This is a genomic window from Hymenobacter lucidus, assembly GCF_020447265.1.
GTDB classification, from domain to species: Bacteria; Bacteroidota; Bacteroidia; order Cytophagales; family Hymenobacteraceae; genus Hymenobacter; species Hymenobacter lucidus.
This window is the reverse complement of the sequence record NZ_JAJADR010000005.1, coordinates 182,187-197,710: the sequence shown is the minus strand read 5'-3', so window position 1 is coordinate 197,710 and position 15,524 is coordinate 182,187. Positions and strand designations below refer to the sequence as shown.

Sequence of the window (15,524 nt, the reverse complement as noted above, 5' to 3'; positions counted from 1 at the left end):
GGATTGCTACCGTAAAATATCTGGTAGAAAATCAGGGATTTATAGCAAAATAAACCGGCTCAGTGGGAGCGCAAAGAAGGAGTTTCCTGATCTTTGGAACGACTTCTAACTGAAACCCTATGAATCCATTAGTTGACATCCGTCAATTCGACCAAAGCATCTGGCTGGACTTTATCCGTCGCAAGATCCTGATCAACGGCGAGTTGCAGCGGCGTATCACCGATGAGGCCCTGCGCGGCGTAACCTCCAACCCAGCCATTTTCGAGAAGGCCATCGGCGGCTCCGACGACTACGACGCGGCCATCCGCAGCCTGGCCCTGCAGGGCAAAACCACCGACGAAATCTACACCGCTCTGGCCGTAGCCGACGTACAGCACGCCTGCGACCTGTTCCGCCCGCTCTACGACCAGGCCAACAACGCCTCCGACGGCTACGTGAGCCTGGAAGTGTCGCCCGCTTTGGTCAACGATACCGAGGGCACGATTGAGGAAGGCATCCGGTTCTGGAAAACCGTGAACCGGCCCAACGTGATGATTAAGGTGCCGGCCACGCTCGAAGGTTTGCCCGCCATTCGTCGCCTCATTGCCGAGGGCATCAACGTCAACGTGACGCTGATTTTTGGCCTGGAGCGCTACCGCCTCGTAGCTGAGTCCTTTATTGCGGGCCTCGAAGACCGAGTGAAAGCCGGCCTGCCTATCACGAACATCGATTCCGTCGCCAGCTTCTTCCTCTCACGCATCGACGTGCTGCTTGACCCGATGCTGGAGAAAATTGCCACCGAAGGTGGTGAGAAAGGCGAACTAGCACAATCGATGGTGGGCGAAGTGGCCTTGGCCAGCGCTAAGCAGGCCTACCAGATCTATAAGGAGATTTTCGCCGGTCCGCGCTGGGAAGCCCTGGCTGCTCAGGGTGCCGATACGCAGCGCCTGTTGTGGGCCAGCACTGGCAACAAAAACCCCAAGTACGACGACCTGAAGTACGTGGAAAACCTCATCGGCCCCAAAACGGTGAATACGGTGCCGGTGGAAACGCTCGACATTTTCCGCGCCAAAGGCCAGCCTACCAACCGCCTCGAAGAAGGCCTCGACAAAGCCGCCGAGGTACTGCGCCGCCTGCCCGAGCTGGGTATCACCCTGGAGGAGCAAACCAACTTCCTGGAAGTGGACGGAGCCAAGAAATTCAACGAGCCCTTCGGCAAGCTGATGGACTCCATCGAGAAGAAGCGCCTGACTTCGCTCGACACCACCGTAGCGCCGGCCACCATGCAACTGGGCCAGTACCAGGCTGCTGTGGATGCCAAAATTGCGGAGCTGAACGCCAAGAGCTTCACCACCGGTTTCTGGGATAAGCAGGCCGATTTGTGGGTGCAGGACGAAGCCGGCCAAAGCAGCATCCGCTCGTTTATGGGCTGGCTGCGCGTGGCTGAAACAATGGTAGGCGCGGTGCCCGAAATCGAGCAGTTCGTAAACGAAGTAAAAGCTGCGGGCTTCAAGCACGTGGTGGTAATGGGCATGGGCGGCAGCACAATGGCGCCGATTGTGTTCAAATCCTCGTTCCCGATGGGTGAGAATGGCCTGCCGATGTCGGTGCTCGACACCACGGACCCCGGCACCGTGCGCCAGATCGAAGAATCGGTGCCGCTGGCGGAAACGCTGTTTATCGTGGCCAGCAAGTCGGGCACGACGGCTGAGCCGCTGGCTTTCGGCGACTATTTCTACGACCGTCTGAAGCAGATTAAGGGCGACAAGGCCGGCGAGAATTTCGTAGCCATTACCGACCCGGGTTCCAAGTTCGTAACGGCCGCCACCGAGCAGGGCTACCGCCGCATCTTCCTGAACTTCGCCGAAGTCGGCGGCCGTTTCTCGGCTTTGTCGTACTTCGGATTGGTGCCCGCCGCTTTGTATGGCCTGCCCATCGGTGAAATTCTGGAGCGCGCCATCCGCATGATGCGCGCCAACGGTGCCTACGGCGCCGTGGAGCAGAATCCGGGTCTGGAACTGGGCGTAGCCCTGGGCGTACTGGCCCAGCAGGGCCGCGACAAACTCACGCTGATTGTGCCCGATTCCCTGGCCGATCTGGGCTTGTGGCTGGAGCAGCTTATTGCCGAAAGCACCGGTAAGGAAGGCAAAGGCATTCTGCCTGTGGCCGGTGAGCCGGCCCGGGAGCCGGAAGTCTACGGTCAGGATCGGGTGTTCGTGTACGTGGGCTACGAAAACGACGCCGACACCGACAATACGGCCAAAATTGCTGCTCTGCAGGCGGCTGGTCACCCCGTCATCAGCGTACGGATGCACGATGCCCTGGACCTCGGCGCCGAGTTCTTCCGCTGGGAAGTGGCTACGGCCGTGGCCAGCGCCGTGCTTGAAATCAACCCCTTCGACCAGCCCAACGTACAGGCCGCCAAAACCGCTACCGACAGCCTGATGAAGGTGGTGCAGGAAAAAGGCAGCCTGCCCGCCGGGGAAGCCGCGAAAGTGACGGAAAACGGCGTGTCGTACTTCTCCGCCGTATCGGGCGGCAGCGCGGCCGAAGTAATCCAGAACTTCTTCGGTCAGGCCAAGGCCGGTGACTTCCTCAACATTCAGGCCTACCTGACGGAATCCGAAGAGTTGAACAAGGGCTTGGCTGAACTGCGCACTCAGGTGCAGGAGCAACTGCACCTAGCCACTACTTCGGGCTACGGGCCGCGCTTTCTGCACTCTACGGGCCAGTACCACAAGGGCGGCCCCGACAAGGGTTTGTTCGTGCAGTTCACCGTGGACCATCCGCAGGACCTGGCGCTGCCCGGCCGTTCGTACTCCTTCGGCACGTTCAAGAACGCCCAGGCTGCCGGTGACTTGCAGGCCCTGCACGACTACAACCGCCGCACGCTGCGCATCCACCTCGGCGACAATGCCGAGCAGGGCCTGCGCACGGTGCTGAGTGCGTTGCAGTCGGCCCCGCTGACGGCTACTACCGCGTAAGAATACGCCCGGGCGGCTGGTTGGGAGGCCGGCCGCCCGGGTTGTTTTTGCGCTTTCTGACCTTTCCCCATCGAAAAATCCCCCAATCCTCTCGATGTTAAACTTAAAGCGCCTCGTGGCGGCAGCTGGCTTCGTGCTGGCCGCTAACCTGACTTTTGCCCAAACGGTAAGCCTGACCGTGCAGCCCGGAGACCCGAAGCTGCGAATCAGCAAAGACATTTACGGGCACTTCGCCGAGCATCTGGGCCGCTGCGTCTACGACGGTATCTGGGTTGACCCGGGCTTGAACGTGCCCAAGCAGGGCCGCATCCGGATGGATATCGTGGAGGCCCTGCGCAAAATCAAAGTGGCCAACCTACGCTGGCCCGGCGGCTGCTACGCCGACGCCTACCACTGGCGCGACGGAGTAGGCCCCACCGCCCAACGCCCCCGCACCATCAATACCTGGTGGGGCGACGCGGTGGAGGACAACTCCTTCGGCACTCACGAATTTCTGGAGCTCTGCAAGCTGCTGGGCACCGAGCCCTACCTGGCCGCCAACGTCGGCAGCGGCACGGTGCAGGAAATGGCGAACTGGATGGAGTATCTGAACTCCAACGCCGACACGCCGCTCACCCAGCAGCGCAAGCAGAACGGCCACCCCGAGCCCTACGGTGTGACTATGTGGGGCATCGGCAACGAAAGCTGGGGCTGCGGCGGCAACATGACCGTGGACTACTACACCGACGTGTACAAGCGCTACGCCACCTTTGCCCACAACTACCCGGGCAGCCCCAAGCTGAAGCGCATCGTGAGCGGGGCCAACGGCGACGACGCCAATTGGACCGAGACGTGCATGAAGAAGATTCCGCTGGACCAGATGTGGGGCCTCACCCTGCACCAGTACACGTTGCCCACCGGCAGCTGGAGCGGCAGCAAAGGCGCGGCCACCGGCTTCGACGAAGCCCAGTACTTCAACACGATGAAGAACTGCCTGAAAATGGAAGCTGTGGTAACCAAGCACGCGGCTATTATGGACAAGTACGACAAGGACAAAAAGGTAGCCTTGCTCGTGGATGAGTGGGGCGTGTGGACCGACGTGGAACCCGGCACTAACCCGGGGTTTCTGTACCAGCAGAACTCCCTGCGCGACGCGCTGGTGGCCGGCACTACGCTCAATATCTTCAACAACCACTGCGACCGGGTGCGCGGAGCCAACCTAGCCCAGGCCGTCAACGTGCTGCAGGCCCTGGTGCTCACCGACAAGGAGCGGATGCTGCTAACGCCCACCTACCACGTCTTCGACCTCTATCAGGTGCACCAGGATGCGCAGTATCTGCCCCTGCAGTTTACCAGCCCGGAGTACACGCTGAACGGTGACAAGCTGCCGGCCCTGAATGCTTCGGCTTCGAAAGACGCCAGCGGCGCGGTGCATATTTCCCTGGTCAACCTTGACACAAAAAAGGCCCAGAAGCTAGAAACCGCGCTGCCCGGCGTGACGTGGAAAACCGTGTCGGGCCGCATTCTGACTTCGGCCAAAGTCAACGACTACAACACCTTCGATAACCCCAATAAGGTGAAGCTGGCTGGCTTCTCGGGCGCTAAAAAGCGCGGTGGAAATCTGGCCGTGGAGCTGCCACCGCAGTCGGTGGTGGTGCTGGAGCTGCGGTAACCCCACCCAACCCCTCCCCTCCGGGAGAGGGGCTTATTTTACTTTGGCAGCAACATCCTTAGAAGTCATTGTAATGGTGACGTAAGCCCCTCTCCCAGCGGGGAGGGGTTGGGGTGGGGCTATGCTCACCTGGCATCCGAACTTGATAAAATCAATCCAAATGAAACTCACCTTCACCTTCCGCAAACTCACCGCTGCCGGCCTGCTGCTCACGGGCCTGGCCGTGCTCAGCAGTCAGCAGAAAGCCCCCGAAAAGGGCCTGAAAGATTATTACAAGGACTACTTTCTGGTAGGCGTGGCTGTGTCGCCGGCGGGCCTGAAGGGCGCGGAAGGGGAGCTGATTAAGCAGCACTTCAACAGCATTACGCCGGAAAACGCCATGAAGATGGGCCCGATTCATCCGGAGGAAAACCGTTATGAGTGGAAGGCCTCCGACGAAATCGTGCAGTTTGCCCAGGATAATAAGCTGCGGGTGCGGGGCCACAACCTGCTCTGGCACGAGCAAACGCCCAAGTGGCTCTTCAAGGATGCCAACGGCAAGCAGGTGAGCAAGGAAGTACTGCTCAAGCGCCTGCACGACCATATTTTCACTGTCGTGAAGCGCTACAAGGGCAAAATCTACGCCTGGGACGTGGTGAACGAAGCGATTTCCGACAACCCCCAGGAATTTCTGCGCAACTCGGAGTGGTACCAGATCTGCGGGGAGGATTTCATTGCCAAAGCCTTTGAGTACGCCCACGAAGCCGATCCTAAAGCGGTACTTTTCTACAACGACTACAACACTGAGCGGCCCGAGAAGCGGGAGCGAATCTTTAAGCTACTTAAGAAGCTCAAGGATGCTAAAGTGCCCATCGATGCCGTGGGCCTGCAGGGCCACTGGTCGTTGCAGGAACCCACGGAAGCTGAGCTGCGCCAGGCTCTGGACCAGTATTCGTCGTTGGGCCTGAAGGTGCAGATTACCGAGCTTGACGTGTCGATTTACCCTTGGGAAAAGGAAAAGCGTGAGAAGCGCCCCGGCGAGTCGGATGCCTACACGCCCGAGCTGGAGCAGAAGCAGGCCGAGCAATACAAAATGTTCTTCAAAGTGTTCCGCGACTACAAGAAGGTGCTAACCGGCGTCACGTTCTGGAACATCTCCGACAAGTACACCTGGCTGGATACGTACCCCGTGGCCGGCCGCAAAAACTACCCGCTGCTCTTCGATCAGAACCAGAAGCCCAAAAAGGCTTACTGGGAAGTGGTGAAGTTCTAGCTATCCATGTAAACAGGGTGTCTTTCCGAGCAGAGCGAAGAAGCTCGCGGGCCAATGTTCGCAAACTAACTGTTGTGCTTCGGCTCCGCTCAGTATGGTAGTTACTATTGCCCGCGAGATGTCTCGCGAAGGCTCGACATGACGGTCAAATACGCCGCCCGCTTTTCCACCCGATTCCAATGAAACTCTTGTCTTCTCATCCTGCCCGCACCGCTGGCCGAGTCTGGCTGGTGCTGCTGGCAATGCTGACCGCCTTCACGGCTCAGGCCCAAAAAACAGCTGGCCAGTTCACGCCTACCTACGTCTCGGCTGATAAAGGCAAGAACGGCTTTCCGCTGGCCGCCGCCGGCAAAACGGCGGCGCTATACGCCAGTAACTCGGACTGGCCGGGCGTGCTGCGGGCCGCCCGGGATTTGCAGGCCGACATCAACCGCGTGACCAAGCTGACGCCGACATTCACGACCGACAAAGCGCCCACAGGCAAGGAGGTCGTACTGATTGGCACAATTGGTAAAAGTCCGCTGATTGATGGGCTGGTGAAGGCCGGAAAGCTCGACGTGGCGCAGGTGGCGGGCAAGTGGGAAACCTTCGTGCTGCAGGTGGTGGAAAAGCCGCTGCCGGGCGTGGAGCGGGCCCTAGTTATTGCCGGCAGCGACAAGCGCGGCACCATTTACGGCATTTACGACCTGTCGCAGCAGATCGGGGTGTCGCCGTGGTACTGGTGGGCCGATGTGCCCACCAAGCCGCAAAAGGCGCTCTACGTAGCGTCCGGCCGCCATTCGCAGGGCACGCCCCAGGTGAAGTACCGGGGTATTTTCCTCAACGACGAAGCGCCGGCGCTGACGGGTTGGGCCAAGGAGAAGTTCGGTGGTATCAACTCGAAGATGTACGTGCACGTGTTTGAGCTGATTTTGCGGCTCAAGGGCAATTACCTCTGGCCCGCTATGTGGGGCAACGCCTTTAACGACGACGACAAGCAGAGCCCGGTGCTGGCCGATGAATACGGCATCGTGATGGGCACCTCGCACCACGAGCCCATGGTTCGGTCGCAGCAGGAGTGGAAGCGCTTTGGCTCCGGCCCCTGGAACTACCAGACCAACGAAAAGACCCTCCAGGACTTCTGGCGGCAGGGTATCAAGAACATGGGCACCAAGGAAAGCATCGTGACGCTGGCCATGCGCGGCGACGGCGACGAGCCCATGAGTGAGGGCAGCAACATTACCCTCCTCGAAAAAATAGTGGCCGACCAGCGCAAAATCATTGCCGAGGAAACCGGCAAGCCCGCCGAGCAGACGCCCCAGCTTTGGGCCCTCTACAAGGAAGTGCAGGACTACTACGACAAAGGTATGCGCGTGCCCGACGATGTGACGCTGCTGCTCTGCGACGACAACTGGGGCAACATCCGCAAGCTGCCCAAAGTGGGGGAGAAGCCCCGTGCCGGTGGTTACGGCATCTATTACCACTTCGACTACGTGGGCGGTCCGCGCAACTACAAGTGGCTCAATACGAACCCGCTGCCGCGTATCTGGGAACAAATGCATCTGGCCCACGAGTACGGCGCCAACCAGATCTGGATTGTGAACGTGGGGGATTTGAAGCCCATGGAATTCCCCATCAGCTTCTTTCTGGACTACGCCTGGAACCCCGACCGAATCGGGGCCGAGCAAGTGGACGACTACTCGCGCAACTGGGCCGCCCGGCAGTTTGGCCCCAAACACGCGGCCGGCATTGCCGATATTCTGGCCAAATACGCCAAGTACAACGCCCGCCGCAAGCCCGAGTTGCTCGATGCCAACACTTATAGCCTGACCAATTACCAGGAGTGGGCCACCGTGGTAGCCGACTATAATCAGCTTCTGACCCGGGCCGAGGCCATCAACCAGCAGCTGCCCGCCGAATACCGCGACGCCTACTACCAGCTGGTGCTGCACCCAGTGCAGGCCTGCGCCAATTTGAACGAGCTGTACTACACGGTGGCCCAGAACCGCGAAGCCGCCAAAAACGGTCAGGCTACTGCCAACGCCCTGGCCGAAAAAGCCAAGGAACTCTACGCCAAAGACGCCGAAATAACCCGGCGCTACCACGCCCTGGCCAGTGGTAAGTGGAACCACATGATGGACCAGACCCACATTGGCTACACCTACTGGCAGCAGCCCGAGCAGAATGCCATGCCTGCCGTACAGACTCTGACTCAGCCCACCACTGCTACGGAACCAAGCCCGCCGACGCCCGCCAAAAAGCCGCAGTCAGTAGCCAAGGGACCGGGCTTTATCGAAGCCGATGGTTACGTTTCTATCGAAGCAGAGCACTACACCAAAGCCGTGGATGGCGGCGCTGTGAAGTGGCACACCATTCCCGACCTGGGCCGCACGCTCTCGGGCGTCACCACTTTTCCCACCACTGCCCCCAGTCAGAACCCGGCCAGTAGCTCGGCACATCTGGAGTACCAGGTGCAGCTTATGGGCAGCGGCTCCGTAACGGTACAGGCGTACCTGGCTCCGACCCTGAATTTCCTTGGCGGGCAGGGCCTGCGCTACGCCGTATCGTTCGATGATGAAGCCCCGCAAATTATCAACCTTCACACCGGGCTGGTGGCGGACAATGGCAACCGGCCCTGGGAAAAAGCAGTAGCTGAGAATATCCTCGTCAAAACCTCCAAGCATACTTTAGCCAAGCCCGGCGCCCACGTCCTCAAGTTCTGGCGCGTAGACCCTGGCGTTGTGCTCGAAAAGCTGGTGGTAGACCTGGGCGGCGTGCAGCCCAGCTACCTGGGGCCCCCGGAAAGCGCCTCGGGCACGGCAGCGCCCAAAGCCGCTGAGTCCAAAGGCAGCGTGGGACAACGCTAGTACAGCCTTTGCAGCCGTCATCCTTCGCTCAGGCTCAGAATGCCGGCTTTTGATAAGCTACTTATGCCTTTGGGGAAACAGTAGCTCACGAGCACAAAAAAGGCGCCGCATCGGGCGCCTTTTTTGTGCTTTTACTTCGTGCCGGCCGGCACGGGGCTGATAGTAAACTCCTCGAATTCCACTGGAAAACCCTTGCCGTCGGGAGCAGCGCACATCAAGCCAATCTGAACCTTTTTACCGGGGGTGGGTGGAAAGTAGGCCAGGCGCAGCATCTTGAAATCCTTATTGTCAAATGAATACTGAATTTCCACGTAGTCGCCCTTGCGAAGCAGCGTGAGCCACACGGCCTTGGGGCTGTCCTGGCGGGGTACTACCGACCAATCCGACACCTCCCGCGTCACCACAGCACTGACGTTTTGCACGCCCTTCACGTACTCGATACCGGTCTTAATCCAGTTCTTCTCATCCAGCCGAATCATCAAACCCGCTTGGTCATAGAGCTCCTGGTACTGGCCTACCACTTTGACTTTCGCCACGAAGTCGCCTTCCCGTTCCTGATAGTAAAAGTGGCCATTGTCGCGGATGAAGCCGTAGTGCGTCACGCGCCAGAAGTCGGTGCCGCCGTCCACTTGCACCCGCACTTTGCTGGCTGTAACAGTGGACTGCTTCGGAGCGTTTTGCCAGTGCATCGTTGTAAAAGTTTGGGCTGAGGCCGTAAGAATACCCAAAGTGAGGGCAGTGGAGAGAAGTAGCTTTTTCATCTAAAACCAGGAAGTACCAAGTCGTAATTGCAGCAAAGGCACCTTTGCTGACCAGAGCCACATCGAACCGTTGGGCAGGTTGCCCGAAAGCAGACCGGCCAAAAACGAGCCGCTCAGGGTTCATCTTTGGCCGGTCAAGTACAAGTAAATGCTAGAGTTCTAACTGCGGTCCGCGTCGTTGTCGCGGCCGGCGTTGCGGCGGGGTGCGCTGTAGTCGGCACCGTCTTCGTGTGGTGGTACGGGCGCGTTGTTCTGCGCGTCACGGCTATAGTCGTCCTTAGTTGGGGAGTTGGCCCCGGCGGTTGGGTTCATGGGCGTGTTGGGGTCGTTGTAGGAGCCGCCTTTCGAGCCGATTCCCTCACCGCTATTACCCTGGTAGCTGGCTTCGCCCTCAGTACGAGTATAACCGGTCCGGAAATCGGAGCCATTGGCCGTAGCGGGTTCCTGATTAGGGCCGGGCTCGTTCAGGCCGTTTAGCTCGCCGGTGCGGCCGTGCACCGTGGGCTGCGGATTGTAGGTGGTGCCTAGCTGCTCGTCGCGCGCATTGCCTTGCGAGGGAATGTAGTCGTAGCCGGGGCTTTGATTACGCTCCGGGCCGGGGGCGGCGGAGGTGCTGGCGTTGCTGCCCACTAGGGAAGAATGACCGTAGTCGTCGCTGAAACCCGAATCCGGGGCTTTGGGCGAGGCATTGTCGTTGCGGTACTGCGGGTCTACGGTAGTGCCGGCCAGGGGCGTGGCGGGCTCGTGCCCGAAGCTGCTGCCCTGCGGGTTGTACTCGTCAGTACCGGTGTTGTTTTCGGAGCGGCCACCGATGTAGCCGCCGGAGCTCACCGGCTGGGTGCCCAGCTGCGCGCCGTACACGTCGTCGGCCCGGTATTGGTTGCCGTGGCCGCCGTGGGTGCCGCCCGTGCCCTGAGGGCCAAACTCGCCGCGGCCGGGGCTGGCCAGTTGGTTTTCGAGCCGGTCCGCGTCGTGGTAAATGTTCTGCACGCTGTTGCCGAAGTTGCCGCCCCAATCCGCTTTCGGGGTTTCATCCGCCGGAGTTGGATTGCGGCGTACGGCTTGCCGGTCGGCTTCTTTGTTTTCCTGCTCGTCGCCGGGCTGGGCGTTCAAAGCGCCCTGGCCCACGCTCATTTCCGAGTCGGCCAGAGACTGGCTCGACGTGCTCGGGTTGGCCTGGTGCTTTTTATCGTCGGTATTGGCGGTAGTATCCTGTTCAGTAGCCATGATGCAGTGGGTTTTAGGGGCCGGCAACAAGTGCCGGCCCTAAAACCATACGCACCTCCTACGGCAGAGTTTTCGCGCTCAAGCCGCTCGTAGGTCGCGCATGTTCCGGCTCCAGGCCTGCACCCATTCCGGCAGCTCCGGCGACTCAGTTGGTTCACCAGCGTGGCGCAGCACTTCTACCGGGTCGGCGGTGCCGCCCTTGCGCTTCACGAAGCGCAGACTCACCACGGCCGTGGCAATTACCTCTTCACCGCGTACAAACCGCTGCTGCAGATACAGCAGCCGATGGTCCCAGCCCAGCGCCTGGGTTTCGATTTCGAAGCTCTGAAATGGCTCCAGTGAGCGGCTGAACTGAATGGTTTCGGCCGCTACCACGGCCATTGGGGCAAAGTCCTTGATTTTGGCCAGCAGCCCCGAGCGAATTAAAATATCCATCCGGGCCAGGTCGCACAGAATCAGGTACTGCCCGTTGTTCATGTGGCGCAGCACGTCGAGGTCGGTGGGCCATACCCGGAAGCGGGTGCGGCACGGGCCCAGTACCGCCACCTTGGGCTGAAAACGGGCCGTGAGCAGCAGCCAGAGCAGGCGAAAATAAAGCTTCATAATCGGGTAAAAATACGCCCCGACCAGTTTGCGAAACGGTCGGGGCGTAGCGGGTTTTACTGGTAGTTAGAACGACGTCGGCAAAACGTCATTTGTATCGGAATGACGTTCTAATGAAAAAAACGCGCCTCAGATCAGCTTATCGGGCGTAATCGGCAATTCCCGCACCCGCTTGCCGGTGGCGTTGAACACGGCGTTGGCAATGGCCGGGGCCACGCCGATGGTGGCAATTTCGCCAATGCCTTTCGTGCCCAGCGCGTTTACGTGTGGGTCGGGCTGGTTCACGAAAGCCACCTGCACGTCGGGCGAGTCGGCATGCACGGGTACGTGGTAGTCAGCAAAGTCCTTGGTGACGTAGCGCCCGAACCGGTCGTCGATGTGGGCCGCTTCCATCAGGGCCATACCGATGCCGCCCACCGCGCCGCCTTTCATCTGGTTGCCGGCAGTTTTCTCGTTGATGATCGTACCCGCGTCGGCACAGGAAACCAGCTTGCTCACCCGCACCTCGCCGGTCAACTCATGTACCCGCACCTCGGCAAAATGCACCGAAAACGAGTACATCGAGTACTTCTGGCCTTCCCCGCCAGGCTTGGCTTCCACGGTCACGGCTTTGTCGCCGCCCTGCTTTATCAGGTCGGCATAGGAAACTTTGGCCGCCGCGTTGCTGCTCAGCGTGAGGTAGCCATCGGCCAGCGTCACGTCTTCTTTTTTGGCCGAGGCAAAGGCCGCGTTGCCGGCGCCGGCCAGGGTGCGTAACTTATCTTTCAAAGCCAGACAGGCTTCCTGCGTAGCCGGGCCCACGCTGTTCACGGTGGAGGAGCCGCCCTGGGTGCCTGCCTTCGGAAACGAGGAGTTGCCCAGCTCAAAGCGGATTCTTTTCGGGTCAATGCCCAGCGCGTCGGCCGCAATCTGGGTCATGGCCGTGCCAGTGCCAGGGCCGATATCGGTGGTAGCGCACTGCAACAGCACGGTGCCATCGGGCAGCAGCTGGGCACCCACGGTAGCCGCGCCCCGGTGCGCCCCGAAAGTGCCCACGCCCATGCCGTAACCAATCAGCCACTCTCCGTCGCGCAGGCTGCCGGGCTTGAGCTGCCGCTTGTTCCAGCCCACGCGCTCAGCGCCCAGCTGGTAGCATTCCTTGAGGAACTTGGTGCTCCAGGGCTTGCCGTTTTCGGGGTCTTTATCGGTGTAGTTGCGCAGCCGGAACTCCAGCGGGTCGAGGTTCAGCATAAATGCCATTTCGTCCATGGCCGATTCCAGGGCAAACGCGCCGGTAGCTTCGCCGGGCCCACGCATCCAGATGGGGGAGCCGATGTCGAGGGCGGCCAGGCGGTAGCGCGTCGTCACATTCGGCGACTGGTACATCATGCGCGTCTGGGCTAGCGTCGATTCGGTGAACTCCTCGTAGGTGGACGTCTGCCCGATGCTTTCGTGGGTAATGGCCGTTATTTTGCCGTCGGGGGTGGCGCTCATGCCCAGCTTTTGCCAGGTGTAGGGTCGGTAGCCCACCATCGTAAACATCTGCTCCCGGGTCAGCATCAGCTTCACGGGCCGGTTTACCACTTTGGCCGCAATGATGGCCGCCGACTCGTGGGGCCAGCTGTGCAGGGCGTTGCCAAACGCGCCGCCCACGAAGGTGGCAATGACTTTCACGTTTTCTTCGGGCAGATTCCACTCCCGGGCGAAGTCGCGCCGGGTGGCCATCGTGCCCTGGGTCTTGTCGTAAATCGTGAGCCGGTCGGGGGCTTCCCAGTGGGCCGTAATGGCCTGTAATTCCATCGGATGATGCACTTCCGTGGGAATCACATACTCACTTTCCAGCTTGATGGCGCCCGTTTTGTAGGCATCGGCCTGGCCCCGCTGGTAGTCGTTCATCGGGTGCTTCGGGTTCTTCTTGGCCGCCGTGGGCAAAAAGGCTTCCGAAGCACTGGCTTCGAGATTGGTTTTGTGCTTTTCCGGGGCGTACTGAGCCTTTACAAGCCGGGCCGCAAACCGGGCCCGCTCCCACGAGTCGGCCACGACCACCGCAATCGGCTGGTCGTTGAAGCGGATTTTATCGTCCTTGAAAATCTTGATGGGCCCACCCGCCGTGGCCGGCTGGCTGGGGTCTTTGCCGGCCGTGTCGAAGCCGGGCACCTTGGGCGAATTGAAGTGGCTGATGACGGCCAGCACGCCCGGTGCCTTCTCGGCGGCCTTGGCGTCGATGCTCGTGATGCGGCCCCGGGCAATGGTGCTGCCCACCAGCACGGCGTAGGCTATGTTGGGCAGCTCGTACTCGGCCGAATACTTAGCCGCGCCGGTTACCTTCAGGTGGCCGTCCACGCGGTTCATGGGGGCCCCGATCTGCTTGTCTTGTGCTTTCATAGGAATCGGAATTAAGCAGCTGCCGCCGTTTTCAGGGCCTGAATAATGGTGTTGGGAGCCAGCTTGAGCTTGTAGGCATTGTGCTTGAATGCCTTGGCACCCTGCATGGCCACGGCCGCCGCCTGCCGGAAGGTTTCCTCGGTAGCGGGCTTTCCTACCAGGCTTTGCTCGGCCGCCGTCAGCCGCCAGGGCTTATGGGCCACGCCGCCCATGGCCAGCCGCGCCGCCTTGATGGTGTTGTTCTCGATATCCAGCGCGGCAGCCACCGACAGCAGCGCAAAGGCGTAGCTGGCTCGCTCGCGCACCTTCTGGTAATGCACGTGCTTGGTAAAAGGCCCGTCGGGCACGTCCACGGCCGTTATCAGCTCACCACGCTCCAGATTGGTATCCTTTTCGGGCGTGTCGCCGGGCAGACGGTGGAAGTCGGCGAAGGGAATGCGCCGCTCGCCTTTGGGACCCGTCACGAGCACCGTGGCATCGAGGGCCACCAGGGCCACGCTCATGTCGGAGGGGTGCACGGCAATGCACTTATCGGAAAAGCCGAAGATGGCGTGCATCCGGTTGATGCCTTCCAGCGCGCCGCAGCCGGTACCCGGCTCCCGCTTGTTGCAGGGCATGGTGAGGTCGTAGAAATAGGCGCAGCGGGTGCGCTGCAGCATGTTGCCGCCCACGGTAGCCATGTTGCGCAGCTGGGCTGAAGCTCCGGCATTCAGCGCCAAAGCCAGCAGCGGCTGCTTTTCGCGCACCTGCTTGTCGTCGGCCACGGCCGAGTTCAATGCTAATGCGCCGATGCGCAGACCGTTGTTCTCCCGCTCAATCTTAGTCAGGGGCAGGCGGTTGATGTCAACCAACTTCTGGGGCGTGGCAATACCGCGCTTCATCAGGTCCACGAGGTTGGTGCCGCCCGCAATAAAGGTGGCGTTGGCATCCTTGGCAACGGCCTCAATGGCGGCCTGCGCCTTGCTGGGCCGCACGTATTGGAACTGGTTCATACCTTCTGTCCTCCGTTTTTCACTTCCTGAATGGCCGCTACAATATTCGAGTACGCCCCGCACCGGCAGATATTCCCGCTCATGTACTCCCGGATTTCCGCGTCGGAACCGGCGTGGCCCTCGCGCACGCAGGCCACGGCGCTCATAATCTGTCCCGGAGTGCAATAGCCGCACTGAAACCCGTCGTGCTTCACGAAGGCTTCCTGCATGGGGTGCAGCTTGTCGCCGTCGGCCAGGCCCTCGATAGTCGTGACTTTGCGGCCGTCGTGCATCACGGCAAAGCTCAGGCAGCTGTTTACCCGCTGCCCGTCTACGTGCACGGTGCAGGCCCCGCACTGGCCGTAATCACAGCCTTTCTTGGTGCCGGTTAGGTTCAATTCCTCGCGTAGCAAATCGAGCAGGGTGGTGCGCGGCTCCACGGCGAGCTTGTATTTTTTGCCATTCACTTCCAGCTTCAGCGGCACTTTCTCGATGGCACCGGCTACTTTCTCGTCGAGGTTGGCGGCGGCGGCATCTACCACCGGGGCGGGCACAAAGGCCAGGGCCGTGAGCAGCGACGACTGCTTGAGGAAGGTGCGCCGGGCCTCGTCGTGGCCGGCCGGCGCGTCGTGTTCAGGATTCATAGCCATTGGAAAGGAGCGGTTGGAAGTTTAAAAACAGGCTGCCAGGCAGCATAGGCCACAGCCTTCTACGCAATTGAGTACGGCCAGGACCGTTATTGGCAGAAAAGAAACACCCCGGCCGCCACTGGCTGCACCGGGGTGTGCTACACAACAAGTTTGTCAGGAAATTGTGTGGCAGAAAGTGTCACACTTTTGCCCTGTCACAAATTGTTTTGTGACAAAAGCTTTTGTGACAGGATGTG

10 protein-coding genes are annotated in these 15,524 nt (G+C 60.4%); 4 read left to right on the top strand and 6 right to left on the bottom strand.

Annotation, left to right across the window (positions count from 1 at the left end; all coding sequences use genetic code 11):
• Window positions 1-119: 119 nt before the first annotated feature.
• The 4 genes from LGH74_RS17125 to LGH74_RS17110 all read left to right on the top strand — a co-directional run bounded on the left by LGH74_RS17125 (window position 120) and on the right by LGH74_RS17110 (window position 8,712).
• On the top strand, window positions 120-2,963 hold the full coding sequence (locus LGH74_RS17125) for a bifunctional transaldolase/phosoglucose isomerase (RefSeq protein WP_226177525.1): 2,844 nt from the start codon (window positions 120-122) through the stop codon (window positions 2,961-2,963).
• A gap of 94 nt (window positions 2,964-3,057) precedes the next feature.
• Entirely contained in the window at window positions 3,058-4,614 is a 1,557-nt protein-coding gene (locus LGH74_RS17120; RefSeq protein ID WP_226177524.1) for an alpha-N-arabinofuranosidase, read from the top strand.
• 160 nt (window positions 4,615-4,774) lie between these two features.
• Window positions 4,775-5,866 (top strand): endo-1,4-beta-xylanase, encoded by a 1,092-nt coding sequence (locus tag LGH74_RS17115; protein WP_226177523.1) that lies wholly within the window; start codon window positions 4,775-4,777, stop codon window positions 5,864-5,866.
• Between the two features lie 179 nt (window positions 5,867-6,045).
• Window positions 6,046-8,712 carry a glycosyl hydrolase 115 family protein gene (locus LGH74_RS17110; protein ID WP_226177522.1) on the top strand — a complete coding sequence of 889 codons (2,667 nt, stop codon included), beginning with the start codon at window positions 6,046-6,048 and terminating at the stop codon, window positions 8,710-8,712.
• Between the two features lie 131 nt (window positions 8,713-8,843).
• On the opposite strand, the gene LGH74_RS17105 is transcribed toward LGH74_RS17110, so the two are convergent.
• The 6 genes from LGH74_RS17105 to LGH74_RS17080 all read right to left on the bottom strand — a co-directional run bounded on the left by LGH74_RS17105 (window position 8,844) and on the right by LGH74_RS17080 (window position 15,282).
• On the bottom strand, window positions 8,844-9,473 hold the full coding sequence (locus LGH74_RS17105) for a DUF1349 domain-containing protein (RefSeq protein ID WP_226177521.1): 630 nt from the start codon (window positions 9,471-9,473) through the stop codon (window positions 8,844-8,846).
• 159 nt (window positions 9,474-9,632) lie between these two features.
• Window positions 9,633-10,700 carry a hypothetical protein gene (locus LGH74_RS17100; RefSeq protein WP_226177520.1) on the bottom strand — a complete coding sequence of 356 codons (1,068 nt, stop codon included), beginning with the start codon at window positions 10,698-10,700 and terminating at the stop codon, window positions 9,633-9,635.
• Between the two features lie 78 nt (window positions 10,701-10,778).
• Entirely contained in the window at window positions 10,779-11,303 is a 525-nt protein-coding gene (locus LGH74_RS17095; RefSeq protein WP_226177519.1) for a thioesterase family protein, read from the bottom strand.
• A gap of 129 nt (window positions 11,304-11,432) precedes the next feature.
• Window positions 11,433-13,667 (bottom strand): xanthine dehydrogenase family protein molybdopterin-binding subunit, encoded by a 2,235-nt coding sequence (locus LGH74_RS17090; RefSeq protein WP_226177518.1) that lies wholly within the window; start codon window positions 13,665-13,667, stop codon window positions 11,433-11,435.
• A gap of 11 nt (window positions 13,668-13,678) precedes the next feature.
• On the bottom strand, window positions 13,679-14,659 hold the full coding sequence (locus LGH74_RS17085) for an FAD binding domain-containing protein (protein ID WP_226177516.1): 981 nt from the start codon (window positions 14,657-14,659) through the stop codon (window positions 13,679-13,681).
• Window positions 14,656-15,282 carry a (2Fe-2S)-binding protein gene (locus tag LGH74_RS17080; protein WP_431357454.1) on the bottom strand — a complete coding sequence of 209 codons (627 nt, stop codon included), beginning with the start codon at window positions 15,280-15,282 and terminating at the stop codon, window positions 14,656-14,658. Before LGH74_RS17080 ends, LGH74_RS17085 begins: the two co-directional genes overlap by 4 nt.
• Between the last annotated feature and the right edge of the window lie 242 nt (window positions 15,283-15,524).